Below are 25660 nucleotides of genomic sequence, written 5' to 3' on the forward strand. Positions count from 1 at the left end.
TTCAATAAAAAAAAGTATAATTTAAAAAAGAAATTACAAGATGTTTTTATTAAATTAATAATTAATAATGAAAAGAAAGGAAAAAATGGCAAAAATTAGCATTTTTGGTTTAGGGGGATTAGATGAAAATGGAAAAAACTCCTATGTTATTGAAGTAAACAACTCTATTTTTCTAGTTAATGCAGGAGCAAAGGTTCCTATAAGTTCAACTAATGGTGTAGATACTTTAATCCCTGATTTTACCTATTTAGAACAAAACAAAGACAAAATTAAAGGAATATTCATTACAGATGGGAAAAATGAATCTTTTTCAGCAATCCCTTGATTATTGATGAAAATAAAAGGTTTAAAAATATTTTGTTCACCTTTTACTAAATTTTTAATTTTAGACAGGATTTCAAAGTATAAAATAGGACACACAGATTTTGAAGTTATTTCAATAACAAATGAAAAAATCGACTGTAATGATGCAATAGTTAAATCTATTCCACTTGCTGGATCAATGCCTGGAGTTTATGGATACAACTTTGAAACAGAAGATGGATCTATTGTTGTGATGCTTAATTTTGTTGTTGGATCTTTAAATATATATGGAACTACAAATTTAGATTATATTAAATCATCAATTGAATCTCCAAAAGGAATTCACACTTTATTAATTGATTCTGGAAGAGCTAATTATAAAGGAAAAGCCATTGATAAAATAGATGTGACTCCATCTATTGAAAATATTTTTTTCAAAACTGATCAAAATTCTAGAATTGTTATTGGTTCATTTGATGAAGAAATGGCCCTTTTACAAGAAATTTTAGATTTAGCTAAAAAATATGATAGACCTGTTGCTGTTTATGGTAGAACATACGGACAACTTGTAGATCTTATTAAAAAAATAAAATATGAAGGTCAATTTTTAAAATTACCTAAATTTATCGACTATAAAGAAGTTAATAATCATAAAAATGCTGTTGTATTAATCACCTCTACAAGTGAAAGACTGTATCAAAGATTCTTAAGAATTACAGAAAATAACGATGTATTTTTTAAATTATTAAGCACTGATACAGTAATTATGATTGCACCACCATTAAATGGTTTAGAAGTTCTTTATGCTATGACTTTAGATGAAATTGCAAGAATTACCCCTAAAGTTGTAGATATTACAGAAAATGAATATTATAGAATAAGACCCGCAAGAGAAGATATTTTCCAAACTGTTTCCAGTTTGAAACCTAAATACTTTATCCCTTTACAAGGACTTTATAGATATCTTGTGGTTGCATCTGAAATAGCAGCACTTGCTGGAGTTAATAAAAGTAATTCTATAATTTTACAAAATGGAAAAATAGCAACTTTTATTGATGGAAACTTATTTTCACAAAAAGGAACCCTAAAACAAGTTGGTGAAGTAATTATAGATGGTTTTGGAATTGGAGATATTTCTTCTGAAGTAATAAAAGAAAGAGAAACTCTTGCCCGTGATGGAATCATAACAATAACCAGTTTAGTGGAATATAAAACCAAAAAACTTCAAGGTGATTTACAAATAAATTCTTCTGGAATTATTTCTAAAGAAAACAAAAATATAATTCATGAAATAATAACTTCTGCTTTTTATCAATCTTTTTTAGATGCAGAAAAAATAGTTTTAAAAGATTTACAAGAAAAAATTAAAAAAATAATTAAAAAGAAAATTTTCAAAATTTTTGATAAGGAACCAATCATTGTTGTGGTGTTTTATGAAATTTAAAAACAGAAATGTTGAAAAAATTTTAGAAAATAAATTTCTTTGATTTATTATCATAATTATTCACTTAGCACTAATTGTTTTTGCATTTTTAAATATCAAAGGTTTAACTACTATTTATTCTTACACTATTGGTCTTTTATTTGGAAATTTAGCATATTCTTACTTTTTAATAGTTTTTATTTTGTGCATAATAAAACTAAGTACGCCTAAAATTATATTTATTAAAAATTTCAAAATAGACTTGTTTTTAATTAGTTTATTTTTAATTTTTGTAAATATGTTTGTTTCTTTTATAGTGCTTGAAGTTGTGCAATATGAAGGCAATTTCTATTTTAGTGTGGGTGCTAATGTTTGAAATCACAATTTTCAAGAGTGATGAAATACTTTAGCTCCTGAAAAAGTAAATTCATCTTTACCAAATTTAAATCACTTGGGATTTATCAATATTTTTCTTTATTCTGTACTAAAATCCACCACTTCAGTAATAGGGGTTATTCTTGTTCCTCTTGTAGCATTTATAACTTACTTATTGGTAAAAATATTGATTTTTATGAAAAAAATGCCCAAAATTAAGAAAAATGAAAAAAATGAAGAAAAAATAGTAAAATTTAAAAAGAAAAAAATAAATCAAGAATCAACGGAGGATAAAGAAGGAATTTCAAAAGATGAAGTTAGTGTTAAGCAACATCAAGAAACTTATGACAATCAGAAAGTAATTGATGAAAATAAAGATAACCCATCTAAAAATAATTTAGACTTAAATGAGACTTTACCTTTTGAAAATCCTTTTGATTAATATATGGAAATAAAAAAAATGAGTTGAGAAGAAGCTCAAAAACACATTGAAAACGGAGTTGTTTATTTAGAATTTACAACAACTTGATGTGGAGACTGTAAAATGATGGCACCAGTGGTGCAAAAAGTTGCAGATCACTTTGATGAAAACTCAGGTTTAAAAATGATTAATGTTGATGCTGAAGAAGCACAATTATTTAGAAAAGAAGGAACTCGTTTTGAAGTTTTAAGAGTTCCTACTCACCTTGTTTTAAAAGATGGAAAAATTTTAAACAAAGGATTTGAATATTTTCCAAAAGAAGTCTTAATTGAGTGAATTGAAAACGCTCTAAAATAAGTACCTGAAGGTACTTTTTTTATTTATATTTTAGAATTTTTTTTATAAACATTTATAATTATAATTATGAAATTTTTTGAAAAACTAAAAACAAGATTATTCGGTTCAAAAGAAGATAAAGAAAAACTTAAAGAACTTGAATTAGAAAAGAAAAAAGAAAAATTAGAAAAGAAAATTGAAAAAGATTTAGAAAAGAAAATAATTAAAGAAGACAAAGTAGAAAGATACGTTGCTGGTTTAAAAAAATCCAATGTTTCTTTAACTGAAAAAATTATAAATTTACAAAATTCTTATAAAAAAATTGATGAAGAAATGTTTGAAGAATTAGAAGAAATTCTTATTATGTCTGACATTTCTTATTCGCTTGTTGAAGTGATTATTTATGAAATAAAAAAAGAAGTAAAAAGAGAAAATCTTAGTGATCCTAAATTAATAGGTGAAATTATTGCTGACAAAATTTACACAATTTATGCCAATAATTCAATAATTAACACTCAACTAAACATCGAAGAAAACCGTTTAAATATTATTTTAATGGTTGGTGTTAACGGTTCAGGAAAAACAACATCTATTTCCAAAATAGCAAAAAAATATTGTGACCAAAATAAAAAAGTTTTAGTTGCTGCTGGTGACACTTTTAGAGCTGCTGCCGTAGAACAATTATCTATTTGAGCACAAAGAGCAGGAGCGGATATTATTATGCCTAATCCAAATGAACACGATCCTGCTTCAATAGTTTATAGGTCTTTAGATAAAGCGATTGCTGAAAACTATGATTTATTAATAATAGATACAGCCGGAAGATTACAAAATAAAGTTAATTTAATGAATGAACTTGCTAAAATTAATAACATTATTCAAAAAAGAATACCGGAAGCACCTCATGAATCTTTATTAGTTATTGATGCAACTACAGGTCAAAACGGAATTTCTCAAGCTATGCACTTTAAAGAAGTAACCCCTATTTCTGGTATTGTTTTAACTAAAATGGACGGTACAAGTAAAGGTGGAATAATTCTTTCCATAAAGGAAAAACTTGATTTAGATGTTAAATTAATAGGTCTTGGTGAAAAAATGGAAGATTTAGAAGAGTTTGATTTAGATGCATTTATTTATGCTTTAACTAAAGACTTTATGAATAAGGAAAGCAATGAGTAATATCGAAGATAGAGATTTATTAATTAAATTATTCGATAAATATTCTTCATTATTAACACAAAATCAAAAACAAATTTTCCAGCTTTTTTATTTTGAAGATCTTTCATTGGCAGAAATTGCAGAAATTTGTGCCACAACAAGAAGTGCAGTTTTTGATTCATTGAAAAAAACAAAAACTAAATTAACTAAATTTTATAAAGAAATAGAGAAAGGAGAAATAGATGTTTAAACCTAATGTAAAAATAATAAAACATATAGAAAATAAGATAAAAAGTTTGAAAAAAATATCAAAAATATATTTTTGAGCAAACATTGCTTTTTCAGCATTAATTATTATCTTAAATATTTACTCTATAATTAGCGCTATTATCTATTTAGACTATGCTGCCACTGAGTTAGTTAAAGATAATTCAGAGATAGGAAGACACATAACTTCAAAAAGTCAATGAATTGAAATTTTAAAAACTCTTTCATATACTGCGATTTTTGTTGTATTTCTTATCACCATCTTTTTCCTAAGTTTATTTTTAGCTATATTTAAAACTTCTTTTCACTACAATCAATATAAAAAAGTCCAAAGACAGTTAACTTATTTACTCATAAAATATGAATCACAAGATGAAGAATATACCATTGAACAATTTAAGAAAGAATTAGAGTTAGTTGAACCTATACTAATTAACAGAAACAAAAAAAGTCTAAAAAAAGAATTAAAATCAACTCTATTGAAGAAGGTAAACTAATATGGAAATTGAAAAAAAATACAAGAAAATATATAATATTCTTTTTTCCAAAGTTTTTGTATTAAGATTTCTTTTCTTTACATTAACTTTTGTGACTTTTATTTTGGTCTTTTTAAGTTCTATGCTTACTGCTTATTTTTTAGCCGGAGTAGGAGAAAGATTTAGACCGGTATTGCCAGAACAATTCACAAACAGCGAATTTAGAAATAACTATGCAATTATAATTGCTTGATTATCTGCTTCAGGTAGTTTCATAACATCTATTATTTCTTTCTTTGCAATGCAAGCAAAATATAAAAAAAATAAAAAAGCTCTTACTACTATCAAACTAGAAAAAGCTCTTTATGATGCTAATCTTGGTCTGTACAAAAAAAACAAGCATAAAGGAGAAATCCTTTTAAAAAGATTATTTTTAATATTAAAATGAAACTATTTAGATAGAGAAAGTGATGTATCTTCAGAAACTATTCTCGCAAGTCAAACACATAAAAAATATGTATTAAAAAACCTAGAAAATATGGAAGAAAAGGAATTATTACAACTTGTAAATAAAACAAGAAACAAATATAAAAGAAAATTTATAATTTCATACTATTTATTTTTATTACTTAATATTTTAGTAATAGTTATGACTTCCTTAATGATTGTATTCAACTTATACTCATTAAGATTTAATCAATTTCCTGACATAAAAGGAACAGAAAAATCAATTTATTACTTACTAGAAATAACTTTAGCATCTGCTTTAACAACCTTACTTACTTCTATTTCTTCCTTTTTTGCCTTTGGAGAAAAAAGAGAAAAAATTAATAGTGATATTAAAGAGTTAGAAAAAAAATTAGAAGAATTTAAAACAGTTCCAATTGAAAATCTAAATGAATGAATTGAATCTATATCAAATTATGGAGAATTATTATAAAATTTAATATAATTAAAATATGTGATTACCGATAATTCAAATTATAATTTTCTTTTTATGAAATATAGCATCTGCTGCAATTTTATATAACAGAATTAAAAAACCTTATAAAACATTTAGAAAAACTCATGTATGAGGTAAAATAGAAAAATTCAATTTACTAACTTATAACACTTATGTTTTTGCTTCATTAGGTGGTTTAGTGAATGTAATTTATCAATTATTCAATAACCATTTTTCTTTATCTGTTGCTGTTTTCTTAACATTATTTTCTACTTTAATTTATATTCTTTCTGTTTCCTTTTATAGTTTAGAAATTTATGTATATTTTAAAGTAAAACAAAATCCTTTATGATTATATAAAGAAAAATAATTTTTTTATGATATATTCATTTCTTAAAAAAGCTAACATTTTACTGCTAGCTTTTTTAATTTTTATAATGAATTAAAAACAAAATTTTATTTTTTTTACTTCATTTAATAAAAAAATAAAAAATTAATTTAATTCTTCTAGAAATTTTATAAATCCAGATGTATTTAATCAATAGCTTCTTTTGTTTGTTTTTAAAATTTGAACTATTTCTTTTATTTGATTTATTATTTTTGTGTCTTTTTGTTCTTCTAATTTAGTTAAAAATTCATCAAGAAGCATATTAGAATATGATCCATCTAAAAAAGAAATTATATATAAATTTTCATGTGGATTATCTACAGAAATATTGTAAATCAATTCTCTCATTTGTTTATCTTGAGCACCACCAGAATCTTTAAGATGCTTTGCTTCTAAAACAAAAATTTTTTCTTTGAATTTAAAAGCAAGATCCAACATTTTTCCTTGACCACCAAAATCGATTGTATAACCTAAATTTTGATTTAATAAATCAATTGTAAAATATTTTTTACTAAATTTAATTCAAGTTTTTAGATTATTTGAATCTAAAAATTCCTTTATATTATTACTTTGAGTATAACTAAATTTATTTAAGTAATAAATTAATTTCTTTTCCGCTTTATTCGATACTGCTCTTTGTGAACCTTTATCAATTAGTGCTTGAACAAAATGACGATCTTGTGTTTGTTCCACATTTCTTTTCTTTAAATACATATCTACAATTATTTTTATGGAATTAATATTTAATTCTTTATTTTTAGCACTTATATCACAAGCGGCTAAAAAACAATTAAATTCATTTTTTGTTCCGTAATAATCATTTACTAAACTTAAAAGTTCCTGATAATATTTTTGTGATTTAAATGTTTTTATATTTTTTAATGTTTTGCTAATTTGTTTATTAATTTTTAAATATTCATCTATTTTTGGATTAACTTCAGTATGTGAATATCAATTTTCTATTTTTTCTTTATTTTTCTCTAAAGAACAAATTTCTAATAATTTTAAATTATCAATCATTTTCTATTTCCTTATAACACTCTTCCATTATTCATCTTGCTAATTTAAAATCAAGTCTCCTTCTTCTAATTCCGTCTTTTCTATTTCCTTTAAACGCTGTTAAAATTAAATCATTAGTTTTTTCTCTAATATAATTTAATCTTAAATTACACAATTCAATAAATTTTTCTTTTTTTCTTTCTTGTATATCTATTTTTATTAAACTAATATGCCTTGAAGAAGTTGATATTTTATTTTTTCAATCATAATCTATATTCTCTTTAAACGCAAACTTAATTAAGTTATTTTTATTAGTGCTATCAATAGCCCTAAGTCCTAACCACCCCTGTTGATTATTGAATTCAATATTTATTTTTTTATTAGGTTTAAATTTAAAATTAAAAAATTCTTTTAAATTTCAAACTTTTTTTTCTCCTTTATAAATATCTATTTTTGCTAAATCTTTTTCTTTTGAATCAAAACAAACAACACAAATAGGAACTTCTGTATCTACAAAAGGATTCTCTTCAATAATTGTAACTAATTTTAATTTATTAAAAAATTTAAAATTAGAATGTAAAAAAGATTCAGGAATAATTGCAACAACATAATCATTAGCTTCTAACATTTTTTCGAGAGCTATTAAATATAAATCATCATAATTATTATTTGAAAAATATTTGAAATAATCAATTTTCATTCTAGTAGCTGAATTTTTAGCTAAATATGGTGGATTTGTAACAATAATGGAATCTTTTTTATAAGGAATAAATAACAAACTATCATTAATTTCATATTCTAATTTATTATCTATATCCAAACCTATAAATTTGCAATAACCCCATTCTTTTAAAGTTGAAAAAATATCTCCATGACCAGCAAAAGGATCATAAATATTTTGTCTATTGCTTAATTTTATAAAATCTAAAACCTGTTTTTTTAATCAACTATTTTTTTGAGTAAAATATTGCCCTAAACTTTTCTTTTTATAACTTTGTGTCATAAAATAATTTTATAATAAAATTTTAAATTTGGAAATAGTTATTTGTATAAATAAGAAATTTTTCAGTTCTTTTATAAAAACATTTTTTGTATTATAATTATTTAGTAATTTTATTACAAAACAAATAGGAGTGATATGAAAAATAAAGAAAATACTCAAGTTGAACTTACAATTAAAGAAACAAAAATTAAAAAAGTTATTGGTTATGCTTCTAGAGAAAACTTCTTTATGTTTTGATTGCCTTTTATATTATTTGCATTGTTTTCAATTTTTCACGGAATAATTTATGCTGTTCTTCCTTTAGAAAGACAAAATTCATATAAAGTAGCATATTCAATTATTTCATCAATAACAATTTTAATATCTATAATTTTATTGATATTTTTTATAGTTAATTTTGTTAATAATAAAAAAGCTTTAAAACAACTAGGAAAAAAAGCAGGAGATGAAGAAATTCAACTTTCATTATCTAAAAACAAATCAATAAGAATTTCTACATTAAGTAAATATTATGCTGCATTAGATGCAATTGAGCAACTTGATAAACACGAAAGATATTTAAAATGAGCTAAGAAAAATTCAAGCTTCTTCGATTTTCTTTTTGTGTTCTAAATAAAACAAATAAAATAAAAATAAAGGAATTTCCTTTATTTTTTTCTTTTTAAGATTATTCTTTTTACTATTAATAAGGTAATTATAGGAAGAATTAAAATGATTGCAATAGATAAGAAAAATAATTTTAAATATCCTTTGTTCATTTTAATCTTCATTTGATCAATTTCTGTATCTTTAACTATTTGATAACCAAAATAATCTTGTATATCATTTGTTCTTTTTTTTCTAGCTATTGTTAATGTTGCTCAAATAACTATGTTTCCCAAAATAATTAAAGAAAGAATTATTGAAAGTAATTGTGGATTAGGACTTAAAGCACTAATTCAAGCTTTAAAATTTAAAAATATATCGTGATAATTTTTATCTTTAAAATATCATATAAATAAGGTAAAAATTCCCATATAAAAAATAGAAAACACTAAAAATCAATTGTGATGAATTTGTTGTTTTATTAGTTTTTTATACAGCTGAGCTATAAATGTAGGAATAGCTTGTGTATTTTTTTCTAATTCTATTCTATAAAATTTTAAAGCTTTTTTAATAGAAGAAAATTCAATTAACTTCATTATAAATTTAAAAAAAGAATATGATAATAAACCAACAGGAATAATCAATCAACTTCAACTATAATCTCTATCAACAATTTTCATTGCTTTAAAACTATTTGTTGCAATAAGTGTTATTAAAATAGAAATTATTAATATCATTATTGAATAAAATAAAATCATAGATAGTATTATTTTGTTTTCAAGAGCGAAAATTTTATAAGCACCTGTGGGAATTACATTTTCAGGATCTTTATAACTGTTTTTATATTTTAACTGTCTTTTCTCTGTTTCTGCAACTTTAAAATGAGTAAATCTAACGGTTTCAGTATTATTTAATGGTGTTATTTTCATTATTTTTTACCACCATTGTTGTCAGTTTTTAAAATTGCTAAAAATGCTTCTTGTGGTACTTCTACAGAACCAATTGCTTTCATACGTTTTTTTCCTTCTTTTTGTTTTTTTAGAAGTTTTTGTCTTCTGGTCGGATCTCCACCATATAATTTTGCTGTAACATCTTTTCTATAAGCTTTTATTGTTTCTCTAGCAATTACCTTTGAACCAATTACTGCTTGAACAGGAACTTCAAAGGATTGACGTGGAATAACTTCTTTTAACTTTTCAGTTAGTTCTCTTCCTTTATTATAAGCAAAATCTTTGTGTACGATCATTGAAAGAGCATCGACTTTATCTCCATTTAAAAGGATGTCTAGTTTAACTAAATTTGATTCTCTATATCCAATTAATTCATATTCAAAAGAAGCATAACCTTTAGAAATAGATTTTAATTTATCAAAAAAATCAAAAATTATTTCTACTAAAGGTAATTCATAAATAACTCTTCTTCTATTGGCATCTATAAATTCAATATCAACATAAGTTCCTCTTTTATTTTGTGATAATTCCATAATAGAACCTACATAATTTTCAGGAACTATAATTGATGCTTTAATATAAGGTTCTTCGATTTTTGAAATAAATGTTGGATCAGGTAAATTAGAAGGATTAGCGATAATTTCCATTGAACCATCAGTTTTATACACATGGAATTCCACTGAAGGAGCAGTAGCTATTAAATCGATATTAAATTCTCTTTCTAATCTTTCTTGTAATATTTCCATATGAAGCATTCCAAGAAATCCAATTCTATAACCAAAACCAAGGGCTTTTGAGGATTCTGGTTCAAATGTTATTGAAGAATCTGATAAAGAAATTTTTTCTAAAGACTCTTTTAATAAATCGTAATCCTTTCCATCTATTGGATAAAACCCTGTATAAACAACAGGTTTTAGTTTTTTATAACCAGGTAAAGCACTATCTGCTGGATTATCAACTAAAGTAATGGTGTCTCCTACAGAAATATCTTTAGCATCTCTAATAGAAGCAGCAATTCAACCAACTTCACCAGAAACTAATTCTTCCTTTTTTAATTCAGCAGGGGTTCTAACTCCTAATTCAACCACGTGGAATTTTTTTCCTGAAGAAAATAAAAAGAAATTATCTCCGACTCTAATTTTTCCTTCTACAATTCTTACTAAAAGAACAACGCCTTTATATGGATCAAAATAAGAATCAAAAATTAAAGCTTTTAAAGGTTTATTATCATCTGCTTCTTTAGGTGCAGGAATTTTACTAATTATTGCTTCTAAAACTTGATCAATATTTTGACCAGTTTTAGCGGAAATAAGCACACTTTCATCAGCAGGGATTCCAATAACATTTTCAATTTCCTTTTTTACTCTTTCTGGATCAGCAGAAGGTAAGTCAACCTTATTAATTATTGGAATTATTTCTAAATTATTATCAATTGCCAAATATACATTAGCTAATGTTTGAACTTCTATTCCTTGCGTAGCATCAACAAGAAGTAAAGCTCCTTCTGTTGCTGCTAACGATCTAGAAACTTCATAAGTAAAATCAACATGACCAGGAGTATCAATCAAATGAAAAGTAAAATCCTTGTACTTTAGTTGTACAGCGTTTAATTTTATTGTAATTCCTCTTTCTTTTTCCAAGTCCATTGAATCTAAATGTTGAGTTTTTAATTCCCTTTTAGCAACAGCACCAGTTAATTCTAGTATTCTATCAGCTAATGTTGATTTTCCATGATCAATGTGTGCAATTATACAAAAATTTCTTATATTCTCTTTCTTCATATTTATAAATTTTACAATATTTTTATAAAACAAATATTAAAAAAGAACCTTTTCTTAAGGTTCTAAAAATTAGTTTGTTGTAGTAGTGCTTGGATTGTTAGTTGAAGTTTATGCTTCTTTGTTAGAATTGTCTTTATTTTTATCATCTTGAATTCTTTGAGTTGTAGGAACAGATGGATTTACAGAATTATCTCTTTGCACTTTTTGAACAATTAGTCAAACAGAAGCACCTAAAAATACAGCAGATGCAAATCCTAAGAAAATTCCTCAAAGTCATCTGTTATTTCTTCCTTGTCTTGTTTTAGCTTTTCTACTTTCTTTTGATTTTTTTTGAGATTTTTCTTGTTTTACTTCTTTTTCTTCTAACGTCATTTCTTTTTTCATATTACCTCATTAATTTAAATATATAAAATTATAACATTTTTATTATTTATTTTTATTTTTTTCTGTTTTTTGTAGATAAAATTATTCACTACAAAATAAAAAATCTCAAAATTTTGCCTTTTTTTTATTCAAAACATAAAAAAATAAAAAATTTTTAAGTGCGTTTATATAATATAATCGAAATAAATTTAAATTTATTCATAAAAACAAGGAGGAAAAATGTCAAGATATTTTACTATCAATGTTTCATGTGCATCATGTAAATCAAATATTGATAAACAGTTTCAACAATATCCTGAAATTAAATATTCACTTAATTTAATGGATAAAATGTTAAAAGTAGATGCAGATGATGAACTTTATCCAGATGAATTAATTATAAAATTAGCAAAACAGGCTGGATATGATGCTGAACCATACTAAAAAATTTTGGTCAAAATTTTTAAGATGAATTTGAACCCCATTTAACAATATGGTAATTCAAATTATCATCTTTATCCCTTTTTTCTTAGTTATTTTAACTAATATAATTGGTGCAATTAACAATAAACACGAAATTATTTATAATAATCAACAAAATTGAGTTTTTATAGTTTTAGGGATTCTTGCAACCTTTATAGTTTTTGTAGTTTCTGTAGAATACTTCAAAAACTATGTAAGACTATTTAAAGGTGTAATGAATATGAACCTTTTAATTGCAATCGGGGTTCATATATCTTATTTTTACTCATTAATAATGACTTTATATACTTTATTTTCTAAAGATGGTGGATACTACAAAATAGAAATGTATTTTTGAGAGGTTCCTTCTGCTTTGCTTCTTTTTGTGTCCATTGGACACTATTTAGAAAATAAATTAATGAGAAAATCAAGTATAGGAATTAAAGAATTATTAAAATTACAAAATCGCTATTCAATGCTTGTTTTAGAAGATGGAACAACTAAAAAAGTATCAACAAGTACTTTAAAAGTAGGTGATGTCATCATTTTACCAAAAGGGCAAAACGTGCCTATTGATGGAATAATTTTAGAAAATACTTCTGAGTTAGATATGGCAGCAATTAATGGTGAACCTTTACCAAAAACCGTGCAACCAGGGGATTTTGTGGTTTCTGGTGCTATCAATTTAACTGCTTCACTAAAAATTCAAGTACAAAAAACAGCAAGAGAATCTACTCTTGCTAAAATCATTGATAAACTTGAAAATATAGTTGATTCAACTTCGAAAATACAGAGATTAGCTGATGTAATAGTTAAATATTTTATTCCTGTTATTTTATCAATTGCTCTTATAAGTTTTCTTGCTTGAACAATTTCTTTATATCTAATTGATTCTAAGTATTGACCTTCTTATTTAGAAAAAGATCTACAACCAATTTATTATGGAATAAAAATTGGCGTAACTGTTGTTGTTATAGCTTGTCCTTGTGCTTTTGGAATTGCGGCTCCTGCTGCTATTTATTCTGCAAGCGGACTTGCAACAAAAAATAAAATTCTCTTTTCTTCTGCTGATGTTTATGAAAAACTTAAAAAAGCAAAATACCTAATTTTTGACAAAACAGGAACATTAACAAAAGGAAAACCTGAAATTGTTAAAGTTTTTGGAGATAGCAATTTTGAAACAATTGCTCAAAGTTTAGCTAGCAAATCTCACCACCCTTTATCTCAAGTTATAACTAATTATAAAAAATTTAATCCCGTTTCTATTTCTAATGAAAAAGAGATTCCGGGATATGGAATCATAGGTGAATTTGAACAAAGTCAATACGAACTTGGATCTTATAAAAAAATGTTAGAAAAAGGTTTTATTGACGAAGTAAAAATCAATTCTTTTGAAGCATATAGTTATGTTGTTCTTTCAAAGGACAATAAAATAGTTTTTGTTTATGCTCTTGGTGATCAAATCAAGCAAGATGCTAAAAAAATAATAGAAAAATTTCATAAACTCGGATTAGAAGTAGTTATTGCTTCTGGAGATAATAAAGAAGTTGTAAAACAAATTGCATCTGAGTTGAATATAAAGGAATTTTACGGACAATTGCAACCAGAAGATAAACTCAAATTAATAAGTGAATACAAAGAAAAAGGTGAAACTATCTTTGTTGGAGATGGCCTAAATGATATTTTAGCTATTAAACAAGCAGATTTAGGAATTGCTTTTGCAAGTGGGTCTGATTTGGTAAATAGTACAGCCGATATTTCATTAATGACTAATGAATTATATGCTGTTTATCAAGCAATTTATTTAGCTAAAAAAACATTAATGGTTATCAAAATGAATTTTATTTGAGCTTTCTTATTTAATTCACTTGCAATTCCTTTAGCTATTAGTGGATTAATTTTTCCTTGAATAGCTGCTCTTATAATGATTCTTTCCAATATTTTACTTTTAGTAAATACACTATACTTTAAAAGACATACATCTAAAAAACTCAAAACTATTGTTGAATAATTTATATTTGGATAAAAATTGTAAATAAACAATAATTTAAAAACAAAAAAATGAATTTTTTCTATTTTTTTTATATAATTTAAAAATAATAGAATATCGATGACGAAGACACGTTCAAAGAGTTAAAGCACTAGAGAATTGACGGTTGGTGCAAGTCAATCTGGATCCTTTGAATATCACTTCCGAGACCTAACAAGGCGTTTGGTTCACGAAACGAACAAAAAAGAGAATCTGATTCAAGGTGGTACGTTAGTCCTTGAATGCAGATTTTTATTTTATTTAAAAAGGAGTAGTTATGGAAAAACAATATAAAGATACTTTAAATATGCCTCAAACAGATTTTGAAATGAAGGCAAATTTAGTTGAAAAAGAAAAAAAATACAGACAATTCTGACTCGAAAAAGAAATTTACCAACAAGTTTTAAAGAAAAATAAAGGTAAACCACAATATGTTTTACACGATGGTCCACCTTATGCAAATGGAAACATCCATTTAGGACATGCTCTAAATAAAATTATTAAAGATATTATAGTTAGATATAAAAGTATGAGTGGTTTCTACTCACCTTTTGTAAATGGTTGAGATACTCATGGTCTACCTATTGAGTTAAAAATGCTACAGAATTTGAATAAAAATCAAAAAGATTTTTCTATTTTAGAACTTAGAAAAGAATCAAAAAAATATGCTTTAGAGCAAATAGAAAATCAAAAAAATCAAATGCAAAAATTACAAATGCTTAGTGATTTTAAAGAAATTTATATAACATTAAGACCTGAATTTGAAGCAAAACAACTTGAATTACTTAAAAAAATGGCTTTAGATGGTTTATTAAGAAAAGGATTAAAACCAGTATATTGATCACCTTCAAGCCAAACAGCTTTAGCTGAAGCTGAAGTAGAATATGCAGAACACAGATCTCCTTCAATTTATGTTAGTTATCTTGTTACAAAGGGAAATTCCTTTATAAAAGAAAATGATAATCTAATTATTTGAACAACAACTCCTTGAACTTTAATTGCTAACTCAGGTGTTGCTATTGGGCAAGATTTTGATTATTCTAGAGTTCAAGTACAAGAAAAAATTTATATAGTAGCAACTGAATTGGTTGAAAAACTTGCAGCAGAGTTTAAATGAGAATCATATAAAATTCTTGAAACTACAAAAGGGAAAGAATTATATGGAGCAGAATACATAAGACCTATAAAAAGAGATTTAACTGGTAAAGTGGTTTTAGGACATCACGTAGAAATCACAGCAGGTACTGGTCTTGTTCATATGGCTCCTTTATTTGGTGAAGATGACTTCTTAATTGGTAAAAAAGAAAATCTAGATATGATAATGCACGTTGCTGATGATGGAACTCTAAATAAAGAAGCAGAACAATATGAAGGAATGTTCTATGAAGACGCTAATAAAGAAATAGGAATGTTTTTAGAATCAAAAGGTGAATTATTAAAATTACAATTTATAAAACACTCATATCCACATGATTGAAGAACTAAAAAACCTATTATATTTAGAGGAACACCACAATGATTTGTTTCAATTGATAAATTTAAAAATAAAATTTTAGAAGCTATTGATGAAGTTAAATTCTTCAATGAATGAGGTAAAAAACGTTTATCAAAAATGATTGAAAATCGTGCTGAATGAACAATTTCCAGACAAAGAACTTGAGGAGTTCCAATCACAATTTTCTATGATAAAAACAGAGATCCTGTGATTAACGAAGAAATTTTTGACTATGTAATTAATTTAGTCAAACAAAACGGAAGCGATGTTTGATATGAAAAAGAAGTTGATGATCTTTTACCTGAAAAATATAGAAATTTAGGTTGAACAAAAGAAAAAGATATTATGGATGTTTGATTTGATTCTGGTTCTACTTCTATAGGAGTAGAAATAGAAGGAACAACAAAACCTTTTGATTTATACTTTGAAGGTTCAGATCAATATCGTGGTTGATTTAACTCTTCTTTAATTAATTCAGTAGTTTATAGAGGAACTGCTCCATATAAAGAACTGCTTTCACACGGATTTATTGTTGATGAAAAAGGACAAAAAATGTCTAAATCTCTTGGTAATGGAGTTGAACCAATTGACCTAATTAACAAACACGGAACTGATGTTTTAAGACTTTGAGTTTCCAACAGCGAATATTCTGATGATATTTCTTATTCAACTAAAATTTTTGAACAAAACATAGAAATATACAGAAAAATAAGAAATACAATTAGATTTTTACTTGGAAATATTAATGATTTTGATTATGAAAAAATTGACAATATTCAACTTGAAGGAATACATGAATTTATTGCTAATAAAATTAATAAGTTAAATAATGAAATTATTAAGCACTATAATGACTTTAGATTCTTGTTGGTTGTAAAAGAAATAAATAATTTCATTATTGATTTTTCTGGATTTTATCTTTCTATAACTAAAGATAGTTTATATGCAGATAAAAAAAATTCGCCAGAAAGATTAATGATTCAAAAAAACCTTTACAACTTAACTCAATTACTTTTAATTTCTTTAGCTCCTATTTTACCAACAACAACCGAAGAAGCTTATTCTTTCTTTAAAAAAGAAAATAAACAAATTTCAATTCACTTAGAAGACTTTTTAAAAGAGAAAAAAATTGATGAACAAATAGATCAAGAGTGAAAAGAGTTCTTTACACTTAAAGATGAAATATATAAATTAATTGAAGAACAAATTAAAAATGGAGCTATCAAAAGACAAAATGAAGCTAAAGTTTATATAAAAACAGACAGTGAATTTATTAAAAAAATTAACTTAGTTAAACTCTTAATGGTTGGTACAGTGGAATTTGCAAATGAAACTAAAGTTACTGCTTTTGATTCATTAAAATGTCAAAGATGTTGAAATCACTTTGAAATGACTCAAATTAAAGATGACATATGTTTAAGATGTTTTGAGGTTTTAAAAGATGGACAAAATTAACATTTTTTTCAAGAATTGAAAAACAAAAATTTTGAGTTTTAATAAAAAAAGATTAATAATTAATGCACTTATTACTTTTGGTGTTTTATTAGTTTTAACACTAATTGATCAATTAACTAAAAATCTTATTTTTGAACATCAATATTTTCAAGAAAGAGCTGAATGAATTGATGGAAAAACCCTTTATAATTATGGTTTTATTGGTTTTAGACCTTTATTACATAGAGGTGTAACTTCAGGATTAAATAAATATTTAGGTTTTACGTTAATCCATATTTTCAGTTTATTAATTGTTATTGTTGTTCCTTATTTTATGGTTTTTTCTAAAAAATATTACACATTAGTATTTTTAGGATTTTTATGAGCAGGAACTTTTGGAAATATGCTTGACCGTTTTATAAATCAAAATGGAGTTAAAGATATTTTATTCTTACCATGACACGATAACGGAACATTCAACTTTGCTGATACCTTTATCGTAATTGGTTCCATAGGTTCAACTATAATTTTACTTTACACAAGCTTAATTGAACCTTACTTTAACAAGAAAAAAAATATTAATAATAAAAATGATTTTACAAACAATAGTAATAGTGGAGAAAACCAAACTTTAGATTCAAACAAATCAGAAGAAAAAGAAAACCCAGAAAACTAATCTGGGTTTTTTATTATATTAAAATCTCAATTCGTCCATTCTAATATCAATATATCATTATCACTTGTTTTGTTTTTATTATAAAATTCTTGAAAATATTCATTAGATACAAAAAATATGTTACCTTTATAAATATTATTTATTGTTTTAAAATTAAATCTTATTTTTAAATTGGGTATAACTTCATAATCTATATAGTCATCTTCTTTCATTTTATTTATTTTATTAGCAGGGAGTTCAAAATCCCATTCTCTCTGCTTTATTAACTTATTAAAAAGTATAAAATTCTTATCACCATTAAAAGAAAACTTTATTTCTCTATTTAGTAATTTATTTTGTTCAATTAAATCTTCTAATGATTTTGAAAATTTAATTACAAAATTACGAGATTTAGGAGTAAATAATTTAAATATTGAAGGAACAAGTCAAAAACCTTGCTCTGTTTGATTCACTTTTATTCTTTCTAAAGATTGTTGTTTCATAATAAAATTATATTAAATTTCTAAGAAAATTATATATTCCTTCTTCATCGTTACTATTCGTGGTAAAGGTTGATTTTTCCTTTATTTCTTCTTTTGATTGCCCCATTGCTACTGAAAATTTAGCTACTTCAAACATAGAAACATCATTGTCTTGGTCTCCAAAAACCAAGGTTTTTTCTAAATCTATTTTTTCTATTTTAGAAAGGATTTCCAATGCTTTTCCTTTTGAAGAATTTTCAGGCATTATATCAATGACTTTTTCTTGAGAGTTAATTAAATAAATATTGGTTACTTTTTCTATTTCTTTTTTGAAGTTAGTTATATTGTTAGGTTCAGAATCTGATTTAATAATTAAAAATTTTATAATGCTGTGATTTTGAATATTAAAATAGTTTTCTTTTAAATTGTTGTATTGTGAAAAAACGATATCAAACCTATATTTTTCTTCTTTAGAATCAACTGTATTTTTTAATCAGTTAAATCATTCCGGGAACTCTTTTTTACTGTAAAAACCAAAAATTTTCTTTGTTGTGTAAATTAAAAAAGTTATATTATTTTTAATTAAAATACCAAAAATTTCTTTTGTTTTTTCTTTATTAATAGGATTTTCAAAAATAACTTTGTCTTTTTTAAAATCATAAATTAAAGAACCGTTACAACTAACAATGGGGAAATCAGAATTTATTTTATAGTATTCTTCTTTTGCAAAATAATATGGTCTTCCTGTTATTATTGATGCTTTTATTCCTTTATTTTGTCTTAATTTTTCAATAATTTCTATACTTTTGTTAGTTATTTTCTTTTGTGAATTTAAAAGAGTTCCATCTAAATCAAAAAATATGTTTTCGATTTTTAACTTACTTATTTTGTCCATAATATGCGTTTGGACCGTGTTTTCTTGAATGGTGCTTTAATTGTAAGGTTTTATTAGCTTCTTTTTTATGTGGATCAATAATTAAAGTATTAATTGCCATTTTAGCAATTTCTTCAAGAGTTAAAGCTAAATCTACTGCTTTTTTTGGACTATCCATTGATCAAACAAAAGGTCCGTGTTCTTTTACTAAAGTCGCTTCTGTTGAAGCAAAATCAATTTTATTTTTTCTAAAATGTTCAATAATAACTAAACCTGTATTATGTTCATATGCTCCATTAATTTCGTCATCTGACAATTCTCTAGTACAAGGAACTGCTCCAAAAAAATTATCTGCATGTGTGGTTCCAAAACAAGAAATTTCTTTTCCTGCTTGAGCAAAACCAACAGCAAATGGTGAGTGGGTATGAACAATTCCTTTTATATTTTTATCTTCTTTATATAAAAGTGTATGTGTTGGAGTATCACTAGATGGTTTTAATTTAGAATCAATAACATTATTTTCCATATCAACAATAACCATATCATCTGGTGTCATTGTTTCATAACTAACTCCAGAAGGTTTTATTACCATATATTTTCTGTCTTTTGTGATTCCAGAAACATTTCCTCAAGTATGAATTGCGAGTTTGTACTTATATAGAAGCATATTAGCATCATAAACTTCTTTTTTTAATAATTCAATTTCTTCTTTATTCACCTTTTGCTCTCTTTCATTGTTTTTTATAAAATTCTAAAGCGCCTTTTATTTTATAAATGTTTTTTTCTTTTGATTCATCTGGAAAATTTTTTGATCACATTTCAATTAAAATAGGTACATTAAGGTCATTTCTTTTTATCTCTATTAATGATTTAGCAAAATTAACAGTTCCTTTCCCTCATCCTACTTCTTTAAATTTAGTAGGTAAAGTGTCTTTAAAGTGGAAAGCTACTATTTTTTCTCTTCCTAAAAATATTTCATTTTCTATATCTTTTGTAAATTGATTTAAATTACCTAAATCAGGATAAATATAGAAATTAGGTTCATTTATTTCTTTTAAAAAAGATAAACATTTAGAAATAGTTCCTGCAAAAGGAGTATCCATTGTTTCAAAAGCAAGAGTTATGCTGTATTTTTGTGCTAATTTAGCACATTTTTTCATTCCTTCAATAAACATTTTTTTAGTTTTAGAATTTGAAGTTTCATAATATACATCATAAGCTGCAATTTGAATAATTCTAATTCCTAGTTTTTTTGCAAGTATTATTGCTTTTTCCATTATTTCAAAAGCTTTTTCTCTGGTTTCTTTATTTTGTGAACCAAAAGGGAATCTTCTGTGTGCACTTAAACACATGGAATTAAAATAAAAGTCTTTTTCAATTAATAATTTTCTTAAATCATTAATTTTTTGGTTATCCCATTCTAATCTTTCAAGTCTAAAATCAGATTCATCAACGCTAAATTCGATAAAGTCAAAACCAGCTGCTTTAGCTATATCTATTTTGTCGCTTCAATCAAATTTATTGTTAATTGCTTTTTCATATATTCCTACAAATCTTTTTTTAGTTTCAGTATTTTTTAAACTCATCTTTAAATTCCTTTGCAGCAAGTTCTGGGTTTTCTGCATCTCTAATAGATCTACCTGCTATAAAAATAAATACAGGAATATCTTTAAATAATTTAATATCTTCCACAGTAACTCCACCAGTAACTGTTACCTTAAATCCCATTGATGCTAATTTAGCAACTGTATCAATATCTTTTTGTCCTCAATTTACACCAGAAGCTTGTGCATCTCTTGAACGGTGTCAAACAATTTGTGGAACTAAAGATTTTTTTCAATTTTCAACTTGTTCTCAAGTGAAATTTGTTGTCATTTCGATTTGTAATTCTTTATTTTTCCCATATGTTTGTGAAAGTTTTACTAATTCATCCATTGTTGCATTTTCTGCAGCACAAATTGCAGTAACATAGTCTGCTCCACTTTCAAAAAACATTTTTGCAAAAACTTTCCCTGCATCTGCAATTTTTCCATCTGCAACTATTATTTTGTCAGGAAAAGCTTTTCTTAATTCACTAATTGCTTTTTTCCCTTCAGAAGCAAGTAAAATAGTTCCTACTTCTATAACATCAATATACTTTTCTGCTTTTTTTGCTGATTTAATAGCATCTTCAATTGTTAAATTATCAAGAGCTATTTGTAATAATGGTAATGCCATTTTTCTCCTTTTATTGTAAATATTTTTGAAAATCAGTTTTTGAAATAATTTCTAAAACTTCTTCTTTTGTCTGTGCGTTCATTATTGCTTTTAAATTGTTTTCATCTTCAAAAACAGCAACTATTTGTGGTAATGCTTCAGAAGTGTGTACTTCTGCACTTGTTGCTGCTAAAGCAATTAAAACTCTAACTGGTCTTGAATCGTTTTCAAAATAAACTGGTTCTTTTAAAGTAACTAATGAAAAACTGTTTTCATTAACTCCAGCATCGCTTTGTGCGTGTGGCATTGCTAAGTTATCTGCAATAATATAATAAGGACCGTGTTTTTGTGTGCTTTCAATAACAGCTTCATAGTATTTTTTCTCAACCATTTTTTTATCAATTAATGGTTTTATTGATAAATACACTGCTTCTTTTCAGTCTTTTGCACTTAAATTTAAATTAATTGTTTCGTTTTCTTTTAAAATATTTAATAGGTTTATTTTTGCCATTATTGAATCTCCAAGGCGGATTTAATAGCTTCTCTTATTTCGTTTTCATCCATTAAATTAGTTACACCTACAATTTTTGCTTTTTGATCGTGATTAAACATACTTGATAGGTGTTTTGATGAAATAATGATATCAACTGAATTAGTCATTCCTACTGATTGTCCCATAGATAAAGCATCTACGGTTGCATCGATTCCTAATTCTTTTGTAATTTTTTGTACTTTTAATTTTATAATCATACTGGTTCCCATTCCGTTACCACATGCTGCTATAATTTTTAAAGTTTTATTATTCATTTTTGCCTCTTTTCTTTTAAAAAAAGGTTAGCATAAACTAACCTTTCAGAATTAGTTTGTCACTAATGCTGGTTTTAATTTTAGAACTTTTTGTAATATTGTTGGTTTTGTTTGTGAACCGTTATCTACTATCATTCCCATAACAACCATAGCAATTATTGCTATAGAAACTAAAATTCAAGCAACAACAATATGATATGAAGAAATTCAAATTAATAACCCAAAGAATAAGTTTCAATCTGCCATTCCAATATATCCAGTTGCTACTGGAGAGATATGTGTTCCAAATCCATTTGAAATTGCTCTTGTTGCGAAGGAAATAATTATTATTTCTAAGAAACCAATTAGTCCAGGAAGGATTAAAGCCGCTTTTCAACCACCACTTGCATTTGCGTATACTCCCAATGAACCTGAGTTAAAGAATAATGTAATAAATAATGGAATTGCAACAAAAACAACTGATTGTCCTGGAATAGCTGCTAATCCAATAACAATTGCTACTCCTAAAAATTGTCCAATTACTCCGGATAAAAAACCAAATGTTACAGAGTTGATTGAGAATCCATAAACAGCTGCAACATCAACCGCAACAACTGCTCCTGGAATTATTTTTTCACTAATTCCGTGGAATGATTGTTGTAACTCTGTTATAAACATTCTAACCCCTGTAATAATTGCTAATAATGAAGCAACTATTTTTAGAGAACCACCAAAGATATTTAATACAAAGTTAGCTCCACCAAATGAACTATTTCATATTGCATAATCTTTTGTAAATTTAATTAAATCATTTTCAATAACTTTTGTATGATCTACAGCAATTAAAATAACAAATAATGTTGTAAATAATACTAAAATAATTATTGTTTGTGTAAAGATGTTATCTTCAAATATTTTTAAATATGAAGGTAATTTTTTATTTTCTGCTGAATCATTTTTGTTTCCAAAAAATCTTCCTAGTTTGTATGTAGTAGCAATTGCTCACATTTGTTGGTGTCCAACAGCAAATCCAGCATTTTGTGTTACTACATTTGTTCCTTTTACAGTTGAAGTTGAAGCAGTAGCTCAATAAACACCAAGGAAAATCCCTGACATAATTATTAATCCAACTTGTTCTCCAACTGTGATTGTTCCATCAAAAATTCTAAAGTCTCTAAATAAGATTGCATAGAAAATTGCTGTAACAACGGCTGCTTGTTGTAACATAACGTGCCCTGTAATCATTAAACTATTTGTGTTAGTTCATTTTTTAAGAGCAACCATAATAATATTTACAACAAAACCTAAAATAAATGCAAATGAGATTAAAGATGCATAGTTTGAAGTAAAGTCTTTTCCTGAGAAAAAGGCTTGCTGACTAGCAAGTGAGAAGTAAGGGTCTAAAGGAACGATTCCTACTGAATTTCCACCAATGTGACTTACTCCGTTAAATACAGGTTTTGCTAAACCAACAAGTGTTCCAGAACCTATTTGTAATAAAATAAATCCTATAACTGTTTTTAGAAAACCTATAAAGGATTCTCTAATACCCCTACCAATTACTAGATAACCAACAAAAGTTAAAGAACCTAATAATAAGGCAGGAAGTTTAAAGAAGTTATCTAAATATACTTTGTTTAATAAGAAGAAGAAAGCATCTAATCATGCTTGTCCACTTCATGCATTTGTGTGATTTGCAGCTTTTACTAATAAAGTAGTTAAAATAATTATTAAGTTAATTACTGCAAAAACAACTCAACCTACTATTAAACCTGTTTTTTTCTTTTTGTTTAATTTTTCGATCATTTTTTTACTTTCTTTTATTTTTATTATTTAACTTTTAAAGCTTTTTTAAGTTCTAATACCCGTGGATTAACTTTTGAAACATCATATGTTCTTTTTTCATCAAAAGTTAAAATTTCTCTTGGGTTATTTACAAGAATATCTTGAATTGCTTCATCACTAACACCTACTTGTTTTAATAGTGGGATGAATCTATCAAATAGATATCCTAAACCAAATGTTTGTTTACCTTTTTCAATTCCATAATGTCTTTGATATAGAATTCTTCCTGCATCAAGAGCCATAGTAATGTGTTTTTGGTATCCTTTATCAACTAAATATTTAATGTTTTCTGCAAGAGTTGCATCTGTGTAGTATTTAACTCTGTCAGGTCCATCAAAACATAAAGTAACTCCCAATTCTTTGATTATTTTTTCATAGTAATATTTATCTGGGTTTTTATTTAAGTGTGATAATTGAATTTTTCTTGGGTTAGCACCAAAATCAATTAAGTGTTGTGCTGCTTCATAAGCCATTGTTCCTAATTGTGTATGTACTAAAATAGGAGCCCCTGTTTCAATACTGCTTCTTGCTGCAATTTCTAAAGATTTTAATTCTAGTCTATCAATTGCTGCATATCCAGTACCAGCTTTAATAATTCCAGCTTTAGATTTAGATCTTTTAACTACAGGTCCACTGTAATTCATTTCATCCATACCAACTTCAATTTCAGCTTTTACCATTTCAACAATATCATCAATTGGAGCTAGTGATAATCATGAAGCTCCTTTGTCATAAAAGGCTGCTTTATGAAATCCTGTAGCCATAATAATGTTTGCCTTGCCTTTTAATTTTTCAGCAATTTCTAACATTTTATATACATCACGTCCTACATTAGGCGGATCCATTGTTACCATGGTTTTTCCACCTTTAGCAACAAATTCATCCATTTCTTTTAATGCTGCATCAACTGACATCATAACAAAATCAGGATGTTCATGTGCTTCTGGTCCATAATTTTTTATAAGGTGATCATGGCAATCTACCACTCCAAGTTCTTTTGGATCAATATCTCCAAGAACTGTTCTAGCAAATTTTTTCATTTTTCCTCCAATTCTTTGCAATCTTATTATATACTAATTTGTTCATATTTGTTCAAAAAAGTTCATAAAAGTTCAATCAGCAAGGCAAAAAGCGTAAAAACGCTTAAAATTTTCTATTTTTTGCTTCGTTTTTTTTTTTTTTTGTTTCACTGTATAATGTTTTTATTGATATATAAATCTTGAAAGGAGAAAATAATGTCATTTGAAAAAGAACAAATTAGAAAAAATAATTTAACTTGTTTCATATTATCAATAGTAAATATAGTTTTAATGTTTTTAATAACATTTTCTTTCTTATTTTTTAATTTATGAGCACTAGCTTTCAAAGGTTTGTTTTTATTGGTAACTTCTGCTATTTATATTACTTATTTGGTGTTTTTATTTTTATTAACATTAAAACTATCAGTTATATTTAATAACCCAAGTGCAGCAAAAGCTAAAACTGCTTGAATTCTTGCTGCAGTTATTCCCTTTGTTTGAATAGCTGCATTTATTCTAACAAACAGATGAATAGCAGAAATAGATTAAAAATATGTATAAACTTGAAAATTCCTAAAAATACAGTAAATTCCTTTATATTAGGAATTTTTA

Annotated in this window: 28 protein-coding genes; 14 read left to right on the forward strand and 14 right to left on the reverse strand. The window is 25.7% G+C overall.

Annotation, left to right across the window (positions count from 1 at the left end):
- Positions 1–85: 85 nt before the first annotated feature.
- The 8 genes from ACXX84_RS01645 to ACXX84_RS01680 all read left to right on the forward strand — a co-directional run bounded on the left by ACXX84_RS01645 (position 86) and on the right by ACXX84_RS01680 (position 6072).
- Positions 86–1747, forward strand: coding sequence for a ribonuclease J (locus ACXX84_RS01645; protein ID WP_436358696.1), 1662 nt, complete (start codon positions 86–88; stop codon positions 1745–1747).
- Positions 1737–2543 (forward strand): hypothetical protein, encoded by an 807-nt coding sequence (locus tag ACXX84_RS01650; protein WP_458560493.1) that lies wholly within the window; start codon positions 1737–1739, stop codon positions 2541–2543. The genes ACXX84_RS01645 and ACXX84_RS01650 overlap by 11 nt, the downstream gene beginning before the upstream one ends.
- Before the next feature lie 18 nt (positions 2544–2561).
- Positions 2562–2879: a thioredoxin family protein gene (locus ACXX84_RS01655; protein ID WP_436358698.1), complete on the forward strand. Its 318-nt coding sequence runs from the start codon at positions 2562–2564 to the stop codon at positions 2877–2879.
- 66 nt (positions 2880–2945) lie between these two features.
- Entirely contained in the window at positions 2946–4037 is a 1092-nt protein-coding gene (gene ftsY, locus ACXX84_RS01660) for a signal recognition particle-docking protein FtsY (RefSeq protein ID WP_436358699.1), read from the forward strand.
- A complete protein-coding gene (locus ACXX84_RS01665) occupies positions 4030–4266 on the forward strand; it encodes a sigma factor-like helix-turn-helix DNA-binding protein (protein ID WP_436358700.1) in 237 nt (78 codons plus the stop codon). Before ftsY ends, ACXX84_RS01665 begins: the two co-directional genes overlap by 8 nt.
- A complete protein-coding gene (locus tag ACXX84_RS01670; protein ID WP_436358701.1) occupies positions 4259–4780 on the forward strand; it encodes a hypothetical protein in 522 nt (173 codons plus the stop codon). The genes ACXX84_RS01665 and ACXX84_RS01670 overlap by 8 nt, the downstream gene beginning before the upstream one ends.
- A 1-nt stretch (position 4781) precedes the next feature.
- Complete coding sequence (locus tag ACXX84_RS01675; RefSeq protein ID WP_436358702.1) at positions 4782–5699, forward strand: DUF4231 domain-containing protein; 918 nt, start codon at positions 4782–4784, stop codon at positions 5697–5699.
- A 19-nt stretch (positions 5700–5718) separates the two neighbouring features.
- Positions 5719–6072 carry a hypothetical protein gene (locus ACXX84_RS01680; RefSeq protein ID WP_436358703.1) on the forward strand — a complete coding sequence of 118 codons (354 nt, stop codon included), beginning with the start codon at positions 5719–5721 and terminating at the stop codon, positions 6070–6072.
- Between the two features lie 123 nt (positions 6073–6195).
- Here the strand turns inward: ACXX84_RS01680 and ACXX84_RS01685 are convergent, their stop codons facing one another.
- Together ACXX84_RS01685 and ACXX84_RS01690 are read right to left on the reverse strand one after the other, a co-directional pair.
- Entirely contained in the window at positions 6196–7110 is a 915-nt protein-coding gene (locus ACXX84_RS01685) for a hypothetical protein (protein WP_458572776.1), read from the reverse strand.
- Positions 7100–8092, reverse strand: a complete 993-nt coding sequence (locus ACXX84_RS01690; protein ID WP_458572777.1) for an Eco57I restriction-modification methylase domain-containing protein — start codon at positions 8090–8092, stop codon at positions 7100–7102. The genes ACXX84_RS01685 and ACXX84_RS01690 overlap by 11 nt, the downstream gene beginning before the upstream one ends.
- A gap of 135 nt (positions 8093–8227) precedes the next feature.
- Between ACXX84_RS01690 and ACXX84_RS01695 the strand changes: the two genes are divergently transcribed.
- A complete protein-coding gene (locus ACXX84_RS01695) occupies positions 8228–8704 on the forward strand; it encodes a hypothetical protein (protein WP_458572778.1) in 477 nt (158 codons plus the stop codon).
- Between the two features lie 35 nt (positions 8705–8739).
- On the opposite strand, the gene ACXX84_RS01700 is transcribed toward ACXX84_RS01695, so the two are convergent.
- The 3 genes from ACXX84_RS01700 to ACXX84_RS01710 all read right to left on the reverse strand — a co-directional run bounded on the left by ACXX84_RS01700 (position 8740) and on the right by ACXX84_RS01710 (position 11792).
- Positions 8740–9606: an MSC_0882 family membrane protein gene (locus ACXX84_RS01700; RefSeq protein WP_458572779.1), complete on the reverse strand. Its 867-nt coding sequence runs from the start codon at positions 9604–9606 to the stop codon at positions 8740–8742.
- Positions 9606–11408 (reverse strand): translation elongation factor 4, encoded by a 1803-nt coding sequence (gene lepA, locus ACXX84_RS01705; protein ID WP_458572780.1) that lies wholly within the window; start codon positions 11406–11408, stop codon positions 9606–9608. The genes ACXX84_RS01700 and lepA overlap by 1 nt, the downstream gene beginning before the upstream one ends.
- Before the next feature lie 108 nt (positions 11409–11516).
- Entirely contained in the window at positions 11517–11792 is a 276-nt protein-coding gene (locus tag ACXX84_RS01710) for a hypothetical protein (RefSeq protein ID WP_458560491.1), read from the reverse strand.
- A 219-nt stretch (positions 11793–12011) separates the two neighbouring features.
- Here ACXX84_RS01710 and ACXX84_RS01715 point away from each other — a divergent pair, with 219 nt between their 5' ends.
- The 4 genes from ACXX84_RS01715 to ACXX84_RS01730 all read left to right on the forward strand — a co-directional run bounded on the left by ACXX84_RS01715 (position 12012) and on the right by ACXX84_RS01730 (position 17867).
- Positions 12012–12215 carry a heavy-metal-associated domain-containing protein gene (locus ACXX84_RS01715; protein ID WP_436358708.1) on the forward strand — a complete coding sequence of 68 codons (204 nt, stop codon included), beginning with the start codon at positions 12012–12014 and terminating at the stop codon, positions 12213–12215.
- Positions 12196–14244, forward strand: coding sequence for a heavy metal translocating P-type ATPase (locus tag ACXX84_RS01720; protein ID WP_458572781.1), 2049 nt, complete (start codon positions 12196–12198; stop codon positions 14242–14244). The genes ACXX84_RS01715 and ACXX84_RS01720 overlap by 20 nt, the downstream gene beginning before the upstream one ends.
- Before the next feature lie 295 nt (positions 14245–14539).
- Positions 14540–17212 carry an isoleucine--tRNA ligase gene (gene ileS / locus ACXX84_RS01725; RefSeq protein ID WP_458572782.1) on the forward strand — a complete coding sequence of 891 codons (2673 nt, stop codon included), beginning with the start codon at positions 14540–14542 and terminating at the stop codon, positions 17210–17212.
- Between the two features lie 31 nt (positions 17213–17243).
- On the forward strand, positions 17244–17867 hold the full coding sequence (locus ACXX84_RS01730) for a signal peptidase II (RefSeq protein ID WP_458561100.1): 624 nt from the start codon (positions 17244–17246) through the stop codon (positions 17865–17867).
- Here ACXX84_RS01730 and ACXX84_RS01735 read toward each other — a convergent pair.
- Genes ACXX84_RS01735 through ACXX84_RS01775 form a run of 9 tightly spaced genes read right to left on the reverse strand, consistent with a single transcriptional unit; the run spans position 17864 to position 25069 of the window.
- On the reverse strand, positions 17864–18349 hold the full coding sequence (locus tag ACXX84_RS01735; RefSeq protein WP_436358712.1) for an MPN499 family protein: 486 nt from the start codon (positions 18347–18349) through the stop codon (positions 17864–17866). The two genes, ACXX84_RS01730 and ACXX84_RS01735, sit on opposite strands and share 4 nt — an antisense overlap.
- 7 nt (positions 18350–18356) lie before the next feature.
- Positions 18357–19223 (reverse strand): HAD family hydrolase, encoded by an 867-nt coding sequence (locus ACXX84_RS01740; protein ID WP_436358713.1) that lies wholly within the window; start codon positions 19221–19223, stop codon positions 18357–18359.
- Positions 19207–19920, reverse strand: a complete 714-nt coding sequence (locus tag ACXX84_RS01745) for an L-ribulose-5-phosphate 4-epimerase (protein ID WP_458561101.1) — start codon at positions 19918–19920, stop codon at positions 19207–19209. Before ACXX84_RS01745 ends, ACXX84_RS01740 begins: the two co-directional genes overlap by 17 nt.
- Complete coding sequence (locus tag ACXX84_RS01750) at positions 19913–20788, reverse strand: L-ribulose-5-phosphate 3-epimerase (RefSeq protein WP_436358715.1); 876 nt, start codon at positions 20786–20788, stop codon at positions 19913–19915. Before ACXX84_RS01750 ends, ACXX84_RS01745 begins: the two co-directional genes overlap by 8 nt.
- The gene (locus tag ACXX84_RS01755; protein ID WP_436358716.1) at positions 20763–21419 is read right to left on the reverse strand and encodes a 3-keto-L-gulonate-6-phosphate decarboxylase UlaD; all 657 of its coding nucleotides are present in this window, start codon (positions 21417–21419) and stop codon (positions 20763–20765) included. The genes ACXX84_RS01750 and ACXX84_RS01755 overlap by 26 nt, the downstream gene beginning before the upstream one ends.
- A gap of 10 nt (positions 21420–21429) precedes the next feature.
- Positions 21430–21909 (reverse strand): PTS sugar transporter subunit IIA, encoded by a 480-nt coding sequence (locus tag ACXX84_RS01760; protein ID WP_436358717.1) that lies wholly within the window; start codon positions 21907–21909, stop codon positions 21430–21432.
- Positions 21909–22205 (reverse strand): PTS sugar transporter subunit IIB, encoded by a 297-nt coding sequence (locus ACXX84_RS01765; protein WP_436358718.1) that lies wholly within the window; start codon positions 22203–22205, stop codon positions 21909–21911. The genes ACXX84_RS01760 and ACXX84_RS01765 overlap by 1 nt, the downstream gene beginning before the upstream one ends.
- Before the next feature lie 51 nt (positions 22206–22256).
- Positions 22257–23990 carry a PTS ascorbate transporter subunit IIC gene (locus ACXX84_RS01770; RefSeq protein ID WP_436358719.1) on the reverse strand — a complete coding sequence of 578 codons (1734 nt, stop codon included), beginning with the start codon at positions 23988–23990 and terminating at the stop codon, positions 22257–22259.
- 23 nt (positions 23991–24013) lie between these two features.
- The gene (locus tag ACXX84_RS01775; RefSeq protein ID WP_436358720.1) at positions 24014–25069 is read right to left on the reverse strand and encodes a phospho-furanose lactonase; all 1056 of its coding nucleotides are present in this window, start codon (positions 25067–25069) and stop codon (positions 24014–24016) included.
- A 195-nt stretch (positions 25070–25264) separates the two neighbouring features.
- Here ACXX84_RS01775 and ACXX84_RS01780 point away from each other — a divergent pair, with 195 nt between their 5' ends.
- Positions 25265–25597, forward strand: coding sequence for a hypothetical protein (locus ACXX84_RS01780; RefSeq protein ID WP_458572783.1), 333 nt, complete (start codon positions 25265–25267; stop codon positions 25595–25597).
- Positions 25598–25660 lie beyond the last annotated feature (63 nt).

This window comes from Mycoplasma sp. AC157 (genome assembly GCF_054343415.1).